The sequence below is a fragment of the Nostoc linckia z4 genome (assembly GCF_002608075.1).
Classification (GTDB): Bacteria; Cyanobacteriota; Cyanobacteriia; order Cyanobacteriales; family Nostocaceae; genus Nostoc; species Nostoc linckia.
Window position 1 is genome coordinate 17,714 of the sequence record NZ_LAHA01000086.1, and the last position, 20,488, is coordinate 38,201.

22 protein-coding genes are annotated in these 20,488 nt (G+C 40.6%); 11 read left to right on the top strand and 11 right to left on the bottom strand.

Going from position 1 to position 20,488, the window contains the following annotated elements; genetic code table 11:
- Nucleotides 1–52: 52 nt before the first annotated feature.
- The 4 genes from VF06_RS35845 to VF06_RS35865 form a co-directional block, all read right to left on the bottom strand.
- Nucleotides 53–283, bottom strand: coding sequence for a hypothetical protein (locus VF06_RS35845; protein ID WP_099071816.1), 231 nt, complete (start codon nucleotides 281–283; stop codon nucleotides 53–55).
- Between the two features lie 985 nt (nucleotides 284–1,268).
- Nucleotides 1,269–1,532, bottom strand: a complete 264-nt coding sequence (locus tag VF06_RS35855) for a hypothetical protein (protein ID WP_099071818.1) — start codon at nucleotides 1,530–1,532, stop codon at nucleotides 1,269–1,271.
- A gap of 690 nt (nucleotides 1,533–2,222) precedes the next feature.
- Nucleotides 2,223–3,791 (bottom strand): M16 family metallopeptidase, encoded by a 1,569-nt coding sequence (locus VF06_RS35860; RefSeq protein ID WP_099071822.1) that lies wholly within the window; start codon nucleotides 3,789–3,791, stop codon nucleotides 2,223–2,225.
- 197 nt (nucleotides 3,792–3,988) lie between these two features.
- A complete protein-coding gene (locus VF06_RS35865) occupies nucleotides 3,989–5,497 on the bottom strand; it encodes a M16 family metallopeptidase (RefSeq protein WP_244918189.1) in 1,509 nt (502 codons plus the stop codon).
- A 285-nt stretch (nucleotides 5,498–5,782) separates the two neighbouring features.
- On the opposite strand from VF06_RS35865, the gene VF06_RS35870 reads away from it, so the two are divergent.
- The gene (locus tag VF06_RS35870; protein ID WP_099071820.1) at nucleotides 5,783–6,397 is read left to right on the top strand and encodes a TetR/AcrR family transcriptional regulator; all 615 of its coding nucleotides are present in this window, start codon (nucleotides 5,783–5,785) and stop codon (nucleotides 6,395–6,397) included.
- Here VF06_RS35870 and VF06_RS39930 read toward each other — a convergent pair.
- The 4 genes from VF06_RS39930 to VF06_RS35885 all read right to left on the bottom strand — a co-directional run bounded on the left by VF06_RS39930 (nucleotide 6,372) and on the right by VF06_RS35885 (nucleotide 8,070).
- The gene (locus tag VF06_RS39930; protein ID WP_143874540.1) at nucleotides 6,372–6,575 is read right to left on the bottom strand and encodes a hypothetical protein; all 204 of its coding nucleotides are present in this window, start codon (nucleotides 6,573–6,575) and stop codon (nucleotides 6,372–6,374) included. The genes VF06_RS35870 and VF06_RS39930 overlap by 26 nt on opposite strands.
- Nucleotides 6,523–6,675, bottom strand: coding sequence for a hypothetical protein (locus VF06_RS35875; protein ID WP_257208157.1), 153 nt, complete (start codon nucleotides 6,673–6,675; stop codon nucleotides 6,523–6,525). The genes VF06_RS39930 and VF06_RS35875 overlap by 53 nt, the downstream gene beginning before the upstream one ends.
- Nucleotides 6,676–6,694: 19 nt before the next feature.
- Nucleotides 6,695–7,141 carry a DUF4332 domain-containing protein gene (locus VF06_RS35880; RefSeq protein WP_099073154.1) on the bottom strand — a complete coding sequence of 149 codons (447 nt, stop codon included), beginning with the start codon at nucleotides 7,139–7,141 and terminating at the stop codon, nucleotides 6,695–6,697.
- A gap of 128 nt (nucleotides 7,142–7,269) precedes the next feature.
- Nucleotides 7,270–8,070: a PhzF family phenazine biosynthesis protein gene (locus tag VF06_RS35885; RefSeq protein WP_099073153.1), complete on the bottom strand. Its 801-nt coding sequence runs from the start codon at nucleotides 8,068–8,070 to the stop codon at nucleotides 7,270–7,272.
- 305 nt (nucleotides 8,071–8,375) lie between these two features.
- On the opposite strand from VF06_RS35885, the gene VF06_RS35890 reads away from it, so the two are divergent.
- Together VF06_RS35890 and VF06_RS35895 are read left to right on the top strand one after the other, a co-directional pair.
- Nucleotides 8,376–8,630 carry a hypothetical protein gene (locus VF06_RS35890; RefSeq protein ID WP_099072030.1) on the top strand — a complete coding sequence of 85 codons (255 nt, stop codon included), beginning with the start codon at nucleotides 8,376–8,378 and terminating at the stop codon, nucleotides 8,628–8,630.
- Nucleotides 8,631–8,662: 32 nt separating this feature from the next.
- Entirely contained in the window at nucleotides 8,663–10,045 is a 1,383-nt protein-coding gene (locus VF06_RS35895) for an aminopeptidase P family protein (RefSeq protein ID WP_099072029.1), read from the top strand.
- Here the strand turns inward: VF06_RS35895 and VF06_RS35900 are convergent.
- The gene (locus tag VF06_RS35900; protein WP_099072028.1) at nucleotides 10,035–10,397 is read right to left on the bottom strand and encodes a hypothetical protein; all 363 of its coding nucleotides are present in this window, start codon (nucleotides 10,395–10,397) and stop codon (nucleotides 10,035–10,037) included. The genes VF06_RS35895 and VF06_RS35900 overlap by 11 nt on opposite strands.
- A 561-nt stretch (nucleotides 10,398–10,958) precedes the next feature.
- Between VF06_RS35900 and urtA the strand changes: the two genes are divergently transcribed.
- Genes urtA through urtD form a run of 5 tightly spaced genes read left to right on the top strand, consistent with a single transcriptional unit; the run spans nucleotide 10,959 to nucleotide 15,526 of the window.
- Nucleotides 10,959–12,275: an urea ABC transporter substrate-binding protein gene (gene urtA, locus VF06_RS35905; protein WP_099072027.1), complete on the top strand. Its 1,317-nt coding sequence runs from the start codon at nucleotides 10,959–10,961 to the stop codon at nucleotides 12,273–12,275.
- Nucleotides 12,276–12,301: 26 nt separating this feature from the next.
- The gene (locus VF06_RS41725; protein ID WP_180267594.1) at nucleotides 12,302–12,451 is read left to right on the top strand and encodes a hypothetical protein; all 150 of its coding nucleotides are present in this window, start codon (nucleotides 12,302–12,304) and stop codon (nucleotides 12,449–12,451) included.
- Between the two features lie 47 nt (nucleotides 12,452–12,498).
- Nucleotides 12,499–13,659 (top strand): ABC transporter permease subunit, encoded by a 1,161-nt coding sequence (locus VF06_RS35910; protein WP_099072034.1) that lies wholly within the window; start codon nucleotides 12,499–12,501, stop codon nucleotides 13,657–13,659.
- A 30-nt stretch (nucleotides 13,660–13,689) separates the two neighbouring features.
- A complete protein-coding gene (gene urtC, locus VF06_RS35915) occupies nucleotides 13,690–14,805 on the top strand; it encodes an urea ABC transporter permease subunit UrtC (protein WP_099072026.1) in 1,116 nt (371 codons plus the stop codon).
- Complete coding sequence (urtD, locus tag VF06_RS35920) at nucleotides 14,780–15,526, top strand: urea ABC transporter ATP-binding protein UrtD (protein ID WP_099072025.1); 747 nt, start codon at nucleotides 14,780–14,782, stop codon at nucleotides 15,524–15,526. Before urtC ends, urtD begins: the two co-directional genes overlap by 26 nt.
- Nucleotides 15,527–16,226: 700 nt before the next feature.
- On the opposite strand, the gene VF06_RS35925 is transcribed toward urtD, so the two are convergent.
- Together VF06_RS35925 and VF06_RS35930 are read right to left on the bottom strand one after the other, a co-directional pair.
- Nucleotides 16,227–16,430, bottom strand: coding sequence for a bacteriocin (locus VF06_RS35925; RefSeq protein ID WP_143861749.1), 204 nt, complete (start codon nucleotides 16,428–16,430; stop codon nucleotides 16,227–16,229).
- A 107-nt stretch (nucleotides 16,431–16,537) separates the two neighbouring features.
- The gene (locus tag VF06_RS35930; protein ID WP_180267595.1) at nucleotides 16,538–16,723 is read right to left on the bottom strand and encodes a bacteriocin; all 186 of its coding nucleotides are present in this window, start codon (nucleotides 16,721–16,723) and stop codon (nucleotides 16,538–16,540) included.
- A gap of 952 nt (nucleotides 16,724–17,675) precedes the next feature.
- Here VF06_RS35930 and VF06_RS35935 point away from each other — a divergent pair.
- The 3 genes from VF06_RS35935 to VF06_RS35945 all read left to right on the top strand — a co-directional run bounded on the left by VF06_RS35935 (nucleotide 17,676) and on the right by VF06_RS35945 (nucleotide 20,380).
- Nucleotides 17,676–18,488, top strand: coding sequence for a hypothetical protein (locus tag VF06_RS35935; protein ID WP_099072022.1), 813 nt, complete (start codon nucleotides 17,676–17,678; stop codon nucleotides 18,486–18,488).
- Nucleotides 18,489–18,761: 273 nt separating this feature from the next.
- Nucleotides 18,762–19,079, top strand: a complete 318-nt coding sequence (locus VF06_RS35940) for an acyl carrier protein (protein ID WP_099072021.1) — start codon at nucleotides 18,762–18,764, stop codon at nucleotides 19,077–19,079.
- A 503-nt stretch (nucleotides 19,080–19,582) separates the two neighbouring features.
- On the top strand, nucleotides 19,583–20,380 hold the full coding sequence (locus VF06_RS35945; RefSeq protein WP_099072020.1) for a hypothetical protein: 798 nt from the start codon (nucleotides 19,583–19,585) through the stop codon (nucleotides 20,378–20,380).
- Nucleotides 20,381–20,488 lie beyond the last annotated feature (108 nt).

Here is a 20,488-nt window from a genome sequence, read left to right on the forward strand (position 1 = left end):
GTTATTTTTATCCCCAAAGAGCCATTGAGGCTTGTGAGTAACTGCTCAGCAATTAGTAGTATGTACCGTTGCTGTAGGACTTAGCGACAAAGGTCACATGACCGATAGCATAGGTATCAACATATGCTTCAGCTAACTTTGTTAAAGTTGAAATGTCGCTGAAATTATAATAGTTACCACCAGAGATGGAATCAGCATCGTTTAAATCATTGAGAAAGCTTTCGGTTCCTACAAACAAATCAGAACCAGAAACATAGAGTTCAGAAAGAGTGATATTTGCCATTTTTCCTCTTAGAAAACTTGCTTTAAACCAGATTAATTCAACAGATAATTTAGCTCGGCTTTCCTTACCTGTTACTGCAATTTTTATTGATGAAATTAGCAAAGTCAAGGTTTTCAAAGTGTTTAGAAAGACAGATGTCAATGACTTGAGTCTTTCAGGAATTATGCAAGTACTATTTTGTCATTGCGACAAAAACGTAGCGTAGGGAAGAATTAGAATTATTCAATTGCATTGGAGTAATACTAATTCTCGGTAAAGATGCACTTTATTTTTTCAACGTTGACGCATACCGACTTTCCGCAGGTTACCGCCAAAGAAGCATTCGCGAACCGTCTCATAGAGAAGAAAATCGGATTTGATAACTGGACATACTTGTGTGGTGGGCGTTCGCGCAGCGCAAGCGCCATAAGAATGGAACTCTTAATAAGGAAAAGAGAGTAGAATTGTACCTAGTTTTTTTTCAAAAATTAAATATGAATTCTACAAAATAAAGTTTTGTTTGTAGTGAGCGATTTATCGCTTTATGAACAGGTTTTAAAGCCATAGAGATGTACAGCTGTACGCCCCTACCCATCTATCTGTATCAGGTATTTCGTGAAATGGTACTAGAACATTCACAGACAAGAAAACTCAGACATCAAAAGACTTTAGTCACCAGTTCCTTGCTATAGCAATCCTGAATCATTCACGAGAAATTTAGAACCCATTGGGCGAATAGAATTCGCTACTACACAAACAAAGTCCACCTACGTGGACTTCATTGAATAACCCGCGTAGGCGGGTTTTGTCTGCGTAGCCGTGATTTCTAATCGCCAAGACTGAATAAAATTTTACTTGTAAATTTGATTTTGAATCTACGTATTTTCTCACTTAAAATTTTTCATAAAAAAGTGCGTTCTAATATTAGTTAGCATTAGAACGCACGCATATGAGAGAAAACTTAAATAACAAAACTCTGCTCATAGATAAATTCGCACATTACCTCTTATACCAACCTCCTAAATATTTTATCTAGTTCTAACCTAAAGTTATCTAAGAGGGAATTTACTTCTTGCAGCGAGTTTATGCGTGATGATTCAGGCTCAGCTGTAGTGGATTGATTAATTGGGTCAAGTGTATTAGAGAACTGCCTATTTGTTGGGTTAGATCCTACACCACCTTCTACTGTCTTCATTTCTCTAGCAGTGATTTCATTGATAAGTTCTTTGTCTGCACTAGGGTGCAGTTCGTAAACCTTGATTCTGACCATTGACTCAACTCCAGAAATACTTAATGCTAAATAACCCGATTGTGAATAATTTTGAAATCAAATATCAAAACTATTCATTATATTATTTTGCTTTGGTATTCCAGAAAGTCAATAAATTTAGGGAATTTTTATAGACAAAAATCAGGAAATTATGTCTTAATTACTCACAAATTGCTATAAATTTGTTTGATTTGTCTGTCTCTTTTTTATGTGTTGTTATCAAGCAATCAGGTAACTTCAAAAAATAAATTATCAAAACAGAATAAAGGCGTCAGTCGTCAGAATTCAGTTGGGTATTTTATACGACTGGCGGATAGCGCAGCGTAAAGCCTGCGGCATGGCTTCGCTTAGAGCGACGTAGGAGCGTCTGAATAAGTGGGTTTAAGACCCCCACCAAATTTTCAATTTGGTGGTCTTCTCCCAAGGGGAGACGCTACGCGAACAATCAATGGCGGGTCGGAATCCCCCACTGATAGCGCAGCTAAGCCGTGTCCACGTACCCCTACGGGGAAGCAAGCTACGCGTAGCGTCTCGTAGAGAGCGTCTTGATTCTGAATTCTGAATTCTGTATTCTGTATTCTTCTTCAATCTGGTTTAGGTTGTTGACTGTTGACCGTTGACAGTTAACAGTCAACAACCACTTCTATTGGTTATGCTTTTTTAGCGCGTATGAGCTTATTCAGCAATGCTTTAATTCTTGGCCTGTGGTTGTAAGTCGGGAATCGTCACATCTATTGGTGTTACCTGTGCAGCTAATTGTGTCAAGGGTGGTTGAATAGCTGTTTGATTACCCACTACTAAAGTGACGATGTTTTCTGGTTTGAGGTATTTTTGTGCTGCCCGTTGTACGTCATCAACTGTGGTGGCGGCCACGGCTTTTTGATAGCGAAATAGGAAATCAGCCGGATAGCCGTAATATTCGTATTGCATCAGGCGCGATAAGGTTTGACTGGGGTCTTGAAAGTTGAAAACAAAGGAATTGAGTGTTGATTCTTTAGCAAAAGCTAGTTCCTTTGGTGTCACTTTTTCGGTTTGGATACGCTTAATTTCAGCTTCTAAAGCTTTGACAAACTGCACTGTAGCATCCGATCGCGTTTGTCCGCCAGCAACAAACATCCCCGGATAATCGTAACGGGGACTCCAGAAGCCGTATACAGAATAAGCTAAACCTTGGCGCGATCGCAATTCGTTAAATAACCGTCCGCCAAATCCATTTAACACTTCATTCAACACACTCAGGGCTGGATAATCTGGATTGTTAAACTCTCCGCCTAAATGTCCAATTAACACGCTGCTTTGTGTTAGCTGCGGCTGATTGACAAAAAACACACCGCCACTATTAGCTGGGGAAACCTCTGGTAGTTGGGGTTTAGTAATTTTGGGGTTGGGTTTCCAGTCCCCAAACTTGGCTTGAACTAGCGATCGCATTTTTTTTGTGTCAAAGTCCCCCACTATGCCCAAAATCATATTATTCGGGTGGAAATATTGCTGATAAAATTTCAGCAAATCCTCACGAGAAACTCGATCTATAGTTGCATATTCTGTGGTGCGACCGTAGGCGCTATCTTTGCCATAAAGCAACTTGCGAAATTCTCGATTCGCAATGCCATTAGGATCGTCATTGCGCCGTGCAATCGCGCCCCTGGCTTGGGTTTTCGCCAAATCTAGCTTTTCTTGAGCAAATACTGGCGATCTTAACACTTCAGCAAACAACCCAAACACTGTTTCTAAATTTTCACTCAGGGCATCAAAACTCGCACTACCAGCAGTTTCACCAATAGCAGTTTCCACCGAAGCCGCCCGTTGTTCCAATATTTCATTTAATTCATCAGCAGAATGCTTGGTAGTTCCTCCAGTCCGCATTACCGCCCCTGTAAAACCAGCCAACCCGACTTTTTCCAAGGGTTCCAAACGATTCCCAGTCCTCACTAACACCGTACCCTTCACCAAAGGTAACTCACGATCCTCCATCAAATACACAACCAAGCCGTTTTGCAATACAAACCGCTCATACTTTGGTAACTTAATTTCTGGTAGCGGTGGCAATTGCAACTCAGTGTAATGTTTCGCCTGTGCCGTGGCTGCAACCGAAAAATTAACAGTAAAAAGTAAAAAGGCAAAAGTCACAACCAACGCCGAAACAACCCATTTGAGATTTTGGATACTTCGACTTCGCTCAGTACAAGTTTTAGATTTTAGATTTTGGATTGTTCTGAAGCGATATTTTGGCTTGATGTCAGCAAAAGACTTTTTTACCATATTGAATTCTCCATATTTCTTGTTTACTACCTCTGGGATTGCTTGGTACATGATTTCACTTTTTTGTCATTACGTTTGAATTCCTCTAACCCTAGCTTCAGTGAGCTTTCAAGAATCCAAAATCTAAAACTCTCTGATTTCTGGCTTCAACAAACTTTTAGGAATCCAAAATCCAAAATCCAAAATCTAAAATTGCCTCATTCTTGTTTCGACAACAGCTTACCAATGGTGCGATTTTCCGGTGTAAACGTCGCCTTTGCCACTCGCTGAATATCGCCAGGAGTTACCGCTGCAATTTCATCTAACTCCTTAAACAAATTCCGCCAAGAGCCAGTTTTTACTTCATATTCCAACAATTGCTGAGCCATACCGCTATTAGAAGTCAAACTACGCAATAAATCAGCCCTTGCTTGGGTTTTTACTCGCTCTAGCTCAACCGCAGATACAGGTTCAGTTTTTAATTTTTGGATTTCCTGGTCTAAAGCGATCGCCAATTCATCAACAGTACGTCCGGGAGCCGTGACGGCATAAAATAACATCAAATTTGCGTATTTATCTCCAGGAAAACCGCTAAAACCTTGGGCATTGAGCGCCAAACGCTGTTTATCTACCAAAGATTTATACAGTCGTGAAGTGCGACCATCACTTAATAAACTGCCAATGATTTCGTAGACTGCATTATCTGGATGAGTAACTGAAGGACGGTGATAACCTTCAAAATACAAAGGTTGAGCAGGTAGTTGTAAAGTAACTTCCCGTGTTTGTTTTTGTTGTGGTTCCGCAGGAATTTTGGCAGTAGCTTTAGCTTTGGCTTGATAGCGTCCAAAATAAGTTTGTGCGAGTTTTTTCACTTCAGCAGGATTGACATCTCCCACAATGGCGATCGCTAAATTATTTGGTACATAATAAGCGTCATAAAACTTTTGTACATCTTCTGGTGTTAAGTTACGAATATCTTTGTCATAACCAATCACCGGACGCCTGTAGGGATGAACTTTGTAGGCGGTGTCGATGAATTTCTCCAACATCGCCCCAATGGGTGAATTTTCCACCCGCATCCGTCGTTCCTCTAAAATCACATCTCTTTCTTTATAAAATTCACGACGAATTACAGGGTCAAGAAATCTCTCCGACTCCAGCGACATCCAAAGTTCCAACTTATTGGCAGGAAAACTGTAAAAGTAACGCGTGGCTTCACTGGAAGTAGTGGCATTTAAACCCACACCCCCCGCTTGTTCCACAATTCGCCCCAGTTCGTTTTGCTTGACTAGCTTCCCGGCTTGGGATTCCACTTGTTTAAACTCAGCTTCCAAGCGCGCCACTTCATCCTTTTTGCCATTAGCCTTCGCTGCTTGAATTTGGGCATCCAACTTGTCTAGGCGTTCTAATAGTGGTTTTTCTGTTTTGTAATCTTCTGTACCGATGCGCGTCGTTCCTTTAAAGGCCAAATGTTCTAGAAAGTGCGCTACACCTGTTTTACCATCCGGCTCATCCACACCACCGACATCAGCATAAGTCAGAAAAGAAACCACAGGTGCTTTATGTCGTTCCAGAACAATAAACTTCAAACCATTGTCCAGGCGAAACTCCGTTAACTCCTTGATGACTCGATCGAGATAAGGTTGAATCGAACTTGCAGTTGGAGGAGATATTGTTTGAGTTTGAGCCAGAGCAACTCCTGGGTGTAGTCCCCAGCAAAAAACCATCGAAGCCAACAAAGCGGCAAACACTCGGTAGGATGTCACTGATAATTGGAGATTGGGGACTCCTCGCTGCAAACCGTTGAAGCAATCCCAAATCCAAAATCTCAAATTGAAAATCCACTGGCAGAGTTTGTTCATAAGCCAAAATTAAGATAAAGTTACACTACAGAAGAAATACGCTACTTAGCAAATAGAGCGTTAATGTTGTATTAAGGTTTTTCGGGTTTTGTACTTGACATTAGAGAATAATGCTACAAGTCCGGCACCGGATATTTCACCATAACAATTATGCGAGTTTTTAATTCTCCCCCGCCTTCAGAGGCTCAGACACGCACCCGGATTTTACAGGCAGCACAACGGTTGTTTGCCTCTCAGGGATTTGATGGCACTACTACCCGTGATTTAGCCCAAGCAGCAAGTGTAGCTGAAGGCACTCTATTTCGCCATTTTCCCAATAAAAAGGCAATTTTGGTAGAAGTAGCTACAAGTGGATGGGTGGAGATTCTCACGGATCTGCTCACAGAATTAAGTGAAATGGGTAGCTATAAAGCAGTAGCTCAAGTGATGCGCCGTAGGATGTGGAATTTCCAAAAAAATGCCGATTTAATGCGCGTTTGTTTCATGGAAGTGCAATTTCATCCTGACCTACGCGATCGCATTCAACTAGAAGTCATCAATAAAATGACCGACGTTGCCGAAGCCTTCTTTCAAACAGCAATGGATAAAGGCATTTATCGCCAAATGGACGCCAACCTAGTGGCCAAAGTTTTCTTAGGAATGTTTGCGATCGCAGGTTTTTCCAACAACACCCTCATGGAACCAGACGCCTCCCCCCAAGAAATGCAACAAATGGCAGAAGGACTAGCTGACATATTCCTCAATGGAGTTTTGGCGAAAGATTAAAAATTGGGCATTGGGCATTGGGCATCGGGCATTGGGCATGGGAAGAGGACAAGGAAGACAAGGAGGACAAGGGGGACAAGGTAGCAATCTTTCTCCCCGAAGTTCTGATGGTCGGAAACCTCCGCTCAGACTTCTCTCCTTGTCTCCCTTGTCTCCCCCATCTCCCCCATCTCCCCATCTCCCCATCTCACTCCCTTGTCTCCCCACACTCCCTTGTCTCCCCACACTCCCTTGTCTCCCCCCTCTTCCTTGTCTCCCCACACTCCCCACCTCCCCACCTCCCCACCTCCCCACTCCCTACTCCCCACCCCCCACCATCCTCGCTTCCTGACTCCACCTTTCCACTAACTCAATCGCTGGACACAAATCTCGTCGCTGCATTGTTGCTACTTGTAAGCGCAAAATCTGTTTGTGTAATCTGTGAGTAGGAGTTTGAACTAACTGCGCCACAGAACCAATACCCGCATGGAGTAATAAACCGCAGTATTGGGTTCCAACGCTGGGAATGCGTGCCAAGTCAGCCAAAGCCATCCATTTATTCACATACTGAATATGGATTTGAAGTTTATTTGCTAACGCCAATCTTGCCTGTAGAGTCTTTCCTTCCTTGACTAGCGCTACTGTGGTATCTATTCCACAATTTCGCAGTTGGGATTGTTCTTGCTGAGTGAGTCCAGGTAATTGCTCAATCGGCCAGTCACTAGATGTGACAGGACTTCTATGATTTTTTTGTTTAGCGGACATTTTTAAAATTAAAACATAGGCTGATTTACATATTGTGACAGCCGGTTTTCAGATTTTTTGTTGGTGTGCAATACGTCAGTCTCAAATTATAACTATTCAACCGAACCCGATCTAAAAAAGGATGCGATTTAAGTGGTAATTAATTCGCCTCGCAAAACAGTTACCGCCTGTCCGCTAAGTAAAACGCGATCGCTTCCATCGTAATACACTTTGACTACGCCACCCCGGCTTGATGCCTGATAAGCTAAAAATCGATCCTTGTGCAAGCGATCGCGCCAAAAGGAAGCAAGACAACAATGAGCCGCCCCTGTTACTGGGTCTTCATTAACACCAACTCCCGGTGCAAAGAAGCGGGAAACAAAGTCATATTGGGAATCAGCCTCAGCAATACTGGTAACAATAACATCAGCAACAGGTAACTTTTTTAGTAGCTGGAAATTAGGCTGTATTTGTCGCACCAATTTTTCAGATTCTAATTCTACTAAATAGCCCAGTGAATTTTCTAACACAGTTTTATACGGTACACCCAAAGCTTCACTAAGTTCTGGAGGAACAATGGTTGATTTTGAATGATTTATGGGAAAATCTAACTCAATCCAATCATCTTGTAACTTAGCAATCAGTAGTCCACTTTTGGTATAAAAACGCGCAACTTCCTTTGCTGATAAATATCCCTCTGACCAAAGCACATGGGCACTAGCTAAAGTTGCATGACCACAAAGCGGTACTTCCACCGTTGGCGTAAACCAACGCAAATTAAAACCATCATCTTGTTTAACTAAAAAAGCCGTCTCAGATAAATTCATTTCCTGGGCAACGTTTTGCAGCCAAACATCATCTTGGGGAGAAGGCAAAACACAGACAGCCGCAGGATTCCCAGCAAACGGTGTATTGGTAAAAGCGTCAACCTGAGTAATAATTTGTCCCATGAGATTACCCTAAAGTCCTATAGCAATCGCAAATAATTTGTGAAATATTACGTGTTGGGGTTGTGGACTGTTAACCGTTGACAGTCAACAGTCAACACAGATATTGTTCACAACTCAAATAAGATTGCTATATGAGTTTATGTTGTTTAAATTCCTAAAACAAGATTTAGGATAAGCTAATACGCGCTAAAAAAGCATAATTACTAATTTTCCGGGAGAAAAATGCCATTGCTTACGTCATCATCAATTTTGACCTCTCCATCCCAAATTGATAGTAACTAGGATTATCTGCAAAGGATGTATTCATGAAAGCATCAAAGGGAAACATCAGGCTAAAAATCTTCCGGGGCATTTTTGCCAGTGTCAACTTAGTGTTAATTTGTGGCGGATTAGTTAGCTGTATTGCTCAAGCACCAAAGCCACTTCCTCCAATTCAGGAACAAAAACCAGTTGTGCAACCTAATCAGCCAAACTCAAATGACAAGTCTGACGACGATAAACTGGATGATAGCGATGACGATAATGACAAGAATGAGAAAGACAAGGACGATCGAGATTAAATAACTCTTATCCTTTTTTTGAGTTTTTATTTATGCTGATTCCACAAACTTCTAGTTCCCTGGTGGAAAGTCTACGCCACCGCAGGGAAAAACTAGCGAACCTGATTAATTTTCCCGTAATTCTGTGGTCGGGTGGCAACAGCCCACGCAATTTTCCAGCAAATTCTTTTCCGTTTCGCGCTAGTAGTCATTTTCTTTACTTTGCTGGACTGCCGTTATCAAAGGCGGCAATTCGCTTACAAGCGGGCAAGTTAGAATTATTCATGGAAGATCCTTCACCAAGCAGCGCTCTTTGGCATGGGGAAATGCCCACACGGGAGGAAATCGCCGAAAAGATTGGAGCAGATGTCGCTCGACCTTTAACAGAATTAGAGTCGGGGGTAGAAGATGCTGCAACCATCGCCGTACAAGATGCTGCTACTTGGACGCAGCAATCACAGCTGTTGAATAGATGGATTTTGCCCCAAAGTCCTCTCCAAGGAATTGATTTGGAGTTGGCTGAGGCGATGGTGTTTTTGCGTCTTACCCACGATGAAGCTGCATTGGTGGAGTTACGAAAAGCTGCGGCTGTGACAGTGAAGGCACACAAAGTTGGTATGGCTGCAACACCCCAAGCCAAACTCGAAGCAGAAGTTCGTGCCGCAATGGAAGGTGTAATCATTGCCAACAACATGACCACCTCCTACAACAGCATTGTCACAGTTCATGGCGAAGTTTTACACAACGAACACTATCACCATAATTTGCAACCAGGGGATTTACTGCTGGCTGATGTCGGCGCTGAAACACAAATCGGCTGGGCTAGTGATGTAACTCGTACTTGGCCTGTTTCTGGGAAATTTTCATCCACCCAAAGAGATATTTATAATGTTGTCTTGGCAGCTCATGATGCTTGCATTGCCAAAATACATCCTGGTGTGGAGTATGCAGATATTCATTTACTAGCGGCCACAGCGATCGCTGAGGGTTTAGTGGATTTGGGAATTCTGAAAGGAAATCCCCAGGATTTAGTAGATATCGATGCCCACGCGCTGTTTTTCCCCCACGGTATCGGTCATTTATTGGGTTTAGATGTCCATGATATGGAAGATTTAGGGGATTTAGCGGGATATGAAGCAGGAAGAACCAGGAGCGATCGCTTTGGCTTCAGTTACTTGCGTTTAAATCGTCCTTTGCGTCCCGGAATGCTAGTGACAATTGAACCTGGTTTTTACCAAGTACCAGCAATTTTAAATGATGCCAACGTGCGTTCCAAATATCAAAATGTCGTCAATTGGCAGCGCTTATCTGATTTTGCTGATGTCCGTGGCATCCGCATTGAAGATGATGTGTTAGTGACTACAGAAGGCAGCGAAGTTTTAACAGCTGCGTTACCGAATGATGCTGATAGTATAGAAAATTTAGTTAATATCTGAGTCTCTTTTGAAGTAGAGAATCCAGCAATATTTCTAACATAGAAGTATCATTTGTATAATCCATGTTAGAGTATTGCGTTGGATCTCTATTTACTTGCACTTCGGCAATTTTGACGTTTTCTCCGACTACCTCAAAACGCACCTGGAAAATGCATAAACCAGTCCAACTCCGATGCAAATATAACCAAGGAGCCTCATAGAAAACAAACCACTTATCTTCCATTTGTTGAGGAATTATTCCAGCAGCAATACGCTCAAATTGTTGTTGTGAATAAACTTTTTCTAGCATTATATTTGTAAAAACAGAAGGCATAGGTTCTGCTTTCCAATCATTGCGTTTTGCTATTTGCATAATCAAAATAAAATTACTCTGTTGACTTGTTAATTAATCCTGTAATAAGTAGGTCAACTTAATTAAACATAAAACAATGGTAGTGGCGTGACAAGTCTTAAATGTTGCAATAGATTTTATTGTGGGATGGGTGTCCTCACCCGTCCGGGCGGGCAGGATGCCCACCCCACAAGAGTTTTCTAATGCACTATTTTAGCCTTGACACGCCACTACATTTATTGACATCTACGTATGACGTTTTCTTTAACTTACTCAAACCTTGGCTGGGCGTTTTTGCTTGACTGTTGACTGTTTGTTGACAGTCAAGGTTAACAGTCAATTACCCTAACATATAATCTGTCACAAATTATTTGGGATTCTTTTAGTTAACTTTTCGTTACATAATTATAAATTTTTCCACCAAGTTACTTAAAAAATTTAATTTTTGATAACCAAAACCAAAATTTTGTATACTCAGTCACTTTTTTATAGTAACCTATGGCACTAATATCACAATTTAATAATTGATATGTCAGCTTTTTATGAGTTGGCTGATTCATCAACAGGAAAATTTATAAACAGATGAAAAGACAACTTAACCGACGCAAGTTTTTAATCTACGGCTCTGCAACTTTTACAACCAGTATTTTTTTGAAAGCTTGCGCCAATAATACCCCAAGTGCCACAGAAAACCCAGCGTCTCCTCCTGCTGCTACTCCAGCGGCGGCTACTAGTGGTGAAACCATCAAAGTAGGTATATTGCATTCTCTGAGCGGCACAATGGCTATCAGTGAAAAAAGCGTTGTTGATGCTGAAAAATTAGCAATCAAAGAAATTAACGCTGCTGGTGGTGTTTTAGGCAAACAAATTGAAGCCATTAGTGAAGATGGTGCTTCTAACTGGGATACCTTCAGGGAAAAGGCAACCAAACTCATCGACCAAGATAAAGTAGCCGTAGTTTTTGGTTGTTGGACTTCTGCTAGCCGCAAGAACGTCAAGCCAGTATTCGAGAGCAAAAATCACATGCTCTGGTATCCGGTACAATATGAAGGTCAAGAATGTTCTAAAAACATTTTTTATACTGGTGCAGCGCCAAACCAACAAATCGAACCATCAGTTGATTGGCTGTTGAAAAATAAGGGCAAAGAATTCTTTTTAGTTGGTTCTGACTATGTTTTTCCTCGCACGGCTAACACAATTATTAAAGCCCAACTAGAAGCTTTAGGTGGAAAAATAGTCGGCGAAGATTACTTACCTCTGGGTAACACAGAAGTTACACCAATTATTACTAAAATCAAGCAAAATTTACCCAACGGTGGCGTAATTTATAACACCTTAAATGGAGATAGCAACGTTGCTTTCTTCAAACAATTAAAAGGTGCTGGATTAACACCAGAAAAATATCCTTCCATGTCTGTAAGTATTGCAGAAGAAGAAGTCAAAGCCATTGGCGTCGAGTATCTCAAAGGTCACTACGCTGCTTGGAACTACTTCCAAACAGTAGACACACCTGCTAACAAAAAATTTGTTGCCGCTTTCAAAAAAGAGTACGGTGAAAATCGGGTGACAAATGACCCAATGGAAGCTGCATACATCGCAGTTTATTTGTGGAAACAAGCAGTAGAAAAAGCTGGTACTACTGATTTAGAAAAAGTGCGTGCTGCGGCAGTGGGTCAAACTCTAGATGCACCAGAAGGTAAAGTGACAATGGATGCCAATCATCACATTTCTAAAATTGTGCGAATTGGCGAAGTCAGACAAGATGGTTTGTTTGATATTGTCTATGCTACGCCTGCGCCAGTTGAACCAGTTCCTTGGAATCAATTTGTCAAAGAAACTAAGGGATTTGCTTGTGATTGGACTGACCCAGCGAAGGGCGGGAAATATCAGAAGGTTTAGGGTATGGGGTATGGGGAGATGGGGAGATGGGGAGATGGGGGAGAGGGGGGAGACAAGGAGAGAAGTCTGATCGGAGGTTTCCGACCATCAGAACTTCGGGGAGAAAGATTGCTACCTTGTCTACCTTGTCTACCTTGTCCTCTTCCCATGCCCAATGCCCAATTCCCAACTCCTAATGCCCAATGCCCCATTTATACAAAAATCAAAACGGATTAATAAACAAGTGTTAGCAGGTTTTTTAGAAGCTATTTTTAATGGCATTAGTATTGGTGCTGTATTATTAATTGCAGCGTTGGGATTAGCCATTGTGTTTGGATTGATGGGTGTCATCAATATGGCACACGGCGAATTGATGATGTTTGGTGCGTATACAACATTTGTTGTGCAAAATGGCTGTAAGCAATTGGGCGGAGTGTGGTTTGAGGGTTATATATTTTTGGCTTTAATTGTTGCTTTCATTTTCACAGCTTTTGTGGGATTAGTTTTAGAAAAAGGTGTAATTCGCTATCTCTATGGCCGCCCCCTAGAAACTTTGTTGGCTACTTGGGGGGTGAGTTTAATTTTTCAACAATTTGTTCGCAGTGTAAATTGGGTTTTAATAATTGCCATCGCTATATTTTGTTTGTTGTTTTTTGGCGGGTTATGGGTTCTCAATTCTCGCACGAATTTAGAAAGAGTTCGTAATTGGGCGATCGCAGTTTTATTGTTGTTATCTGCGGGGATAACAATCATAACAGGGAATTTATTAAGCCAAACTTATCAGCTAGCGGTAACTCAACCTTGGTTCGGCGCTCAAAATGTGGATGTAACTGCACCTACTTGGTTACAAGCGGGGATGTCTTTGGGTGGGGTGCAATTGCCTTTTGCCAGGTTATTTATTATTGCTTTAACAATCATTTGTGTGGCTGGTGTTTATATATTTTTGCAACGTTCTAGCTGGGGTTTAAGAATTCGGTCTGTGACACAAAACCGCAGTATGAGTGCTTGTTTGGGTATCCCGACTCAAAAAGTTGATGCGGTGACTTTTGCCTTGGGTTCTGGTTTAGCTGGTGTGGCTGGATGTGCCATTAGTTTACTTGGTTCTGTGGGGCCGAACACCGGACAAAACTATATTATTGACACTTTTATGGTTGTTGTCGTTGGAGGTGTGGGAAATTTAGCTGGTAGTATTGTGGCAGCTTTGGCAATTGGTACGGCTAATTTTTTAATCGGTTCTGGAACTTTGGCTTTGTTGTTGAGTTCTGTGAAGCCTTTGGCAGATTTCTTTACCTTTTTTGCGACGACTAGTATGGCGAAGGTGATGGTATTTGCGTTGATTATTGTGTTTTTACAGTGGAAGCCAGGGGGGATTTTTCCGCAGAAGGGACGTACTGTTGATGTTTAAATTTCACGCAGAGGTGCGGAGGCGCGGAGAATGAGGAAGAGGAGAGGATTGTTGATTGAAGTGGGGGTGGTGGTGGCGATCGCACTTTCCCTAATCATTATTATGCCAATGATGCTGTCGGAATTTCGGCTAAATTTATTGGGCAGGTTTTTATCCCTGGCCATCGTGGCTTTGGGTATTGATTTGATTTGGGGTTATACTGGGCTGTTGAGTTTGGGACATGGTATATTCTTTGGCTTGGGTGGATATGCCATCGCCATGTACCTGAAGCTGCAAGTTCCACCAGGGGAGTTACCCGATTTCATGGGACTTTATGGAGTTACAGAACTTCCAGCTTTTTGGCAACCTTTTTATTCTTTTCCTTTGACAATAGCTGCTGTGGTATTAATTCCAGGGTTATTGGCAGGATTGTTGGGATATTTAGTATTTAGAAATCGCCTCAAGGGTGTTTATTTTTCTATTTTGACGCAAGCGGGAACCATTGTATTTTTTAACTTTTTTAATGGGCAACAAAAGTTATTTAATGGTACAAATGGGCTGATAGATTTTACAACTTTATTCGGTGCAACGGTCAGCGATCGCAAAACGCAATTTCTGTTTTACACCTTAACGGTAGTGTTTCTTGCTATTACCTATGGAATTTGTCGCTGGTTGACAAGCGGACGGTTTGGCAGATTATTAATCGCAATTCGCGATGATGAAAGTCGGGTGAGATTTTCTGGCTATGACCCCACAGATTTTAAGGTTTTGGTGTTTGGTGTTTCCGGAGCGATCGCAGGCATAGCAGGAGCATTTTACACTGTTCAAAGTGGTTCTGTTTCACCAAGGGCGATGGATATTGCTTTTTCCATTGAAATGGTGATTTGGGTAGCTGTGGGAGGACGCGCTACTTTAATTGGTGCAGTTGTGGGAACTTTATTAGTCAATTATGCCCGGACTTTTTTAAGCGAACAATTTGCTGAAATCTGGCTATTTTTTCAAGGCGCACTATTTTTAATTGTCGTCACCGTGCTTCCTGACGGTATAGTAGGATGGTTGCGGAGTCAGAATATTTCTCTTTTCCAACGCCCCCAAGAAATTGCTACATATCCTGCTTTAGAAGAAGACGCCGAAGTACAACATGAACGCCAAAATATTGGAAACTGAAAATGTAACTGTTAGCTTTGATGGTTTTAAAGCTATAAATCAGCTAAACTTTAGCATGGATGTGGGCGAACTACGAGTAGTAATTGGCCCCAATGGTGCTGGAAAGACAACATTTTTAGATGTCATTACCGGGAAAGTTAAACCAAATATTGGACGAGTTTTATTCAAAGGTAAAAACCTGCGTTCTTTATCAGAACATCAAATTGCTAGACTAGGAATTGGGCGCAAATTTCAAACACCAAGAGTTTACCTCAATTTAACACCACGTGAAAATTTAGAAATTACTAGCAACCAGAATAAAAATGTCTTTTCTACTTTATTTGGTAGTTCCAGCGCCATAGAAAAGAACAATATTAAAGGCTTATTAGAAACAATTGGTTTAACTGTTAAAGCAGACATTCCAGCAGCTTTACTTTCTCATGGAGAAAAGCAACGTTTAGAAATTGGAATGTTAGTAGCACAGTCTCCGGATTTATTACTGGTTGATGAACCGGTTGCTGGTTTAACTGACGAGGAAACCTATAATATTGGCGAGTTACTTTTAGCCTTGGCACAAAGTCATTCAATTTTAGTCATTGAACACGATATGGAATTCGTGCGTCAAATTGCCCGAAAAGTAACAGTATTACATCAAGGTTCAGTGCTGTGTGAAGGCAATTTTGAGGAAGTACAAAATGACCCCCGCGTCATTGAAGTGTATTTAGGAAAACAGGAAGATTAAAAGAGAATTCAGAATTCAGAATTCAGAATTCAGAATTCAGCAATCAATTTAGTGGGGTATTTAGACCAGCCACTTTCTTGTTGACCACCAGAGCCAAGCCTACGCTTTATCTCCCAGGGGATTAAGGGGTGGGGTGCAATGGCTATGGGAATCATAACTAATTATGCGAACCTGATATCACTCATTATATTTAATGGAACATACCACTAGTGGTTCATCGCATTAGTTACGAGGGGTAAATAAGTTTGTAGTTAGGACTTTAGTCCTTGATTTTTAAGCACTGAAGTGCTTACTACAAACTCATCACAATTAATGCGATAGACCACTAGTTATTCGCCAGTCATATAGAATGCCTAAGCTAAAAACTGCTGGGATTACTTTTCTTGTAATATTCAGATTGGCGTTAATATCTGCATAAATGAGCAAGCCATTGGAGGATTTGTACCAATTTGTATTAATTTATATCAAGTTTGAATAATCACTTATAATTCAAAACTCTCCCTTGTCTCCGTGTCTCTCCGTCCCCGCGTCAGTCATAATTATAACTATTCAATCAAACCTGATATTATACTATGCTCTGGTATCGCTCCTGACTTCCCACAGCATATTGAAAAAGATGCTTTAGGGTGTTCCAATCCCTCTTTTCCACAATGTGATTGTCAATAATCTAAAATGATTGACAATCACATTGTGGAAAAATCTACGCTCTTCGCTGGTTTGATGACTTCCCGTGAGAAGTCAGGGAAACGCTGACATCGGCCGCCAAATAATCTAGAAATAGAGCTTCAATGTCCGCATTTGGAATCAAAGCTAGAAAATCATTCAAGTCGTCTTGCAACGTACCACCAACAACTTCCTGTAGTTCGTTTTCGGAAAGTTCTTCCAAGCCTTCAATTTGAAACATTTTCTCTTGTTGTTTAAGAATTTTAGCGCATTCGTGCTTGTTGATTTGCACTCTAGACCATAAACCACTGTGATATATAGTCTACAGCAAAAGGTACAAACCAAAAACTAATTCCAGCCAAATAAATCTCTCACAAATTGCTCTATTGCCTCCACGTCAATATTAAGTTCTAGTAATCTTTGACGTAGTAATGGTACCTCAGGCAAACCACCCACAATTTGCTGTAATTCTTCGTTCGACAATTCCTCAATTTGATTATCTGACTGTAATTCAGTGATTTTGATATTATCCATAAGGTCTTTAAAGTTTGTAAAGTTCATTAGCTCTTTCCAGTCTACAGTAAAAAGTACAAGGCAAAAGTTGAACAAAGTTTTATCAAAGCAAGACAGATGTTTAATTGTAGCTATACAAATTCTAGTTATTTACATTACTTCTTACACAGAATTATTGAACGATTGAGTCAGCAGATTTGATAGAAGAGACGGAGAAATATAAACAAGATTAATAATTCCTTTGGTTCGCGTATAATTTACGCAAACTACTATTTTTTGTCTAAAATCCAATAGTTAGTTAGCTTCAATAATTTTACTAAAATCCGCACACCAATTTCCATTGGCGATCGCTATAAAGCAATCTTAAAGGGTCATCAGCTAGGATTTAAGGCTTTTTTAGTAGTTTTTTACTCATATTTAACATGATTTTGTTGCTGAATAATGTTAAGTTTAATGTCTGCCAAATCTTGGTTTTGTCACAAATATATTTGATTATTTCTCAATATTTCCGACATAGCAGTGTCTGTATTGTTGATAGTCTTCAAGGAGTTTTAAGACTCTCAGCAAATCAGAGCATTTTTCTTTCGTCAGAGACATTAAAGAGCGCTAGAACGATCGGAAAAATTTTCGTTCTACTGATTGTGGTTGCGGCGAAAAGCAACCAAAAAAACAACCGAATATCATGCAAAAACAATGCAAAGACCGATGGTGTAAGACTAAGTAATTCCCCAGCGATTATAAGATTTACTGATAAAAAAAATACTTGACTTTGAAATCTGTTTAAATCTAATATGATTTTGCTAATGAAACAAGGCATTCGCATTTTTTTTGTAGGTTAGGTTAAAAAAATTAAACCCAACCCGCAAAAAAATTGCGATATTTTTCGAGCTGGCAAAGGTATAGATGACAGTAATAAAAAATTACTGTCATTAGTAATAGCTTCATCTTTGAATATAAAAATTGAGGAATTGATATGACAGATTATGCTCAGAAACAGCTAGAGTGGGCTGAGGCATTGGAACTAGAGCGGTGGTTAGCTCCTTTACCCCCTATTCCTTTAAATCAGCTACCGCAGAGAGAAAAATTAGCAGATACAAGCGAAGATCAAGGAGTAGGAAACCATTTTGGAACCGATGGTAGTATGGTTCCAGATTTAGGCCCATTAGCTTCTTTTGGTAGTTGGGCTTCTGTAGTAGCAACTATCGATCGAAAAGCACAGCAACTTTCTAATTTCAATCCATCTGATACTAATTTTGATTCTCAGGAATGGGCTGACTATGCTTATAAATTCTCAACCATACCTTTTTGGTTGGGAACAGCAGCAGATAGCAGAGAAGCACAGGTTTCATCGCTCGATCTTACAAAAGGTGTCGATGCAGTTATTGATTTAGTTGTGTCCATTGCAACTGCTGGTGTAGTTGATAATATCATCACCTCAATCAGGAAAATTGGCGAACTGGCGATGCAAAACAAAGGCGCAACGCAAAAACAAAACTCTCAGCAACAAGGGGTAATATCTATAAAATCTAGCGCTCTGTATGCCAGTTACATCAGAACAAGCGTGGAAATGGTTTACAAATCCGGTAAAGGTTACGAGCAATTGACTCAAAAGCTAAGCGTTTCTAGATTTTACGGAATTCTAGATTTTGATAAATGTAAGCGAAGTGCCAATACAATTTTAGCCTGGGATGGACAGGATGTTGATGAATGGGAGAAAAAGACATCTAGCGCTCCCTTCCCACCGAATGATAGCCCTGCATGGGGTCAATTCAATAAATCAAGGTAGCCTAAACAGAATAAATTGTCTTAAATTCTGTTTAGATACATAGTGGATTTCAACATCAAGCGATACTAAATCTAGTGACAATACTACCTTAATGGAGGGTACGGCGGTTCCTGCTGTTATGAAGTACAGTTTTTTCCCTGTATACTCCATCTTTTTGGACGCTTTCAGCACTAAAAATGTACCTCACAATAGCGGGTAGTGCTGTATCACGGTAAAGGTATACCAACAGATGCAGTATCGCTTCTCTATCAACTGCAATAATTAGCAATAGATATGGAACTCAAATACACCAGCAATAGTAACTGGGAACTGAATGATAACCAACGAGAAAAGCTTCTGTCAATAATTTACGCCCATTTTGATTTTGACGATAAAGATAGTCAAGTTTTAGAATTCAACGATGACACGCTTATTAAATCGCTGCCTGGTTTTGATTCTTTGAAAGTATTTCAAGTTTTGGGAAAAATAGAGCTAGAGTTCTTTATTGATTTAGGCTTTACCGCGCTGGAGCAAGTAAAGACTATGGGAGATTTGTACACTATAGTTGCTCAAGCAATCGAAAAAAAGCAACAAAAATCTAAATCTAAATAAAATTGAGCAGAGCATTAGCTTTAATTGAGTAGAAAAAGCTACATTCTTGTATGCCTAAGTAGGCGGTCAAAAGTAAAGTACAGAAAGGAAACGCTCAAATCTTTGATAGATAAAAGTTTTAGCTAAAACGTTTTTTACTTTAACAGGACTTATATCATGTCTGCATAATTAGTTATGATTCCCACAGCCATTGCACCCCACCCCTTAATCCCCTCCCCGCAGGCTCTTTGGGGTTTTTCGGATTTAATAAGTAATCAAGCGGACATGATATTACGCACAGGTAACCGAAAATCGTAGACGCATTAGCGAAGCGGTAGCGACTTACCGCAGACTACCACAGAGAAGCCAGTGCGCCTTTACGGTTTAGAGACTTGTTAGCAACTGGCGCGACGTAGCCAAATAAGAGTTTCAGAGAGTTTTTACGTAAGTCCTATTTAATTATCCCCACCTACTTAGATGGAATAAAGTTTATCAAAAGCTAATTCAAATATGGAGACAGTTTAATGGTGGAATACATACAAAAAAAGGCGGCAGGGACTAAAGCTATGGAACTAGCTCGTTGGTTAACGCCTCCACCGTCGCTTAAGTCAGGTTTGCGTACAAAGCTAGTAATAAATGCTGATGCAAGTTGGGATCGAGGCGTAGGAAATCAGTTTGGGTCAGATGGTAGCGCTCTACCTGGCTTGGGTCAATTATCCCCTTTAGGCAGTTGGGCTTCTGTAATGGCGACTATAGATCGAAAAGCACAACAAATTTCTGGGTTTAATCCAGCTAGTACATCTTTCGATGATTCAGTCTGGTCTGACTATAGCTTTCAGTTTATGACTATGCCTTTTTGGCTATTTACCAACCAGGGAGTGAAAACAGCACAAATCTCTTCGTTGAGTCTTCAGCAAGCAGTTGATATGGTAGTACAGATGATTGAACCTATTGCCACATCAACAACTACTGAGAGCGTTATCACTTCTATCAAGAAAATTGGCGAACTGGCGATGCAAAATGAAGGTAAAGCTCAAAAACAAAACTTTCAACACCAAGGGTTAATATCAGTAAAATCTGGAGTTTTGTATGCAGGATTTTTTAGGGCTATGGTAGGAATGGCTTATCTACCTAACAAAGGCTACGAGCAATTAACACAACTGATTATTGTCTCTCTTTCTTATGGAATTTTAAATTTCGCTGAATGCATAGGTCATGCTAACGATATCCTCAGCTGGGATAGAGAAGATGTTGAAAATTGGGAAAATAAAACAGCAAGTGCTAACTTCCCGCCAAATAATAGTCCAGCTTGGGGACGCTAGCAAAGTTGCAAATAAAATATTGTCAAACTAACACTTAAAACACCAAGAGAATAAATATCTGATTTAGAAATTACCACATTACAGAATCCAAAAATCGGGATTCGAGGG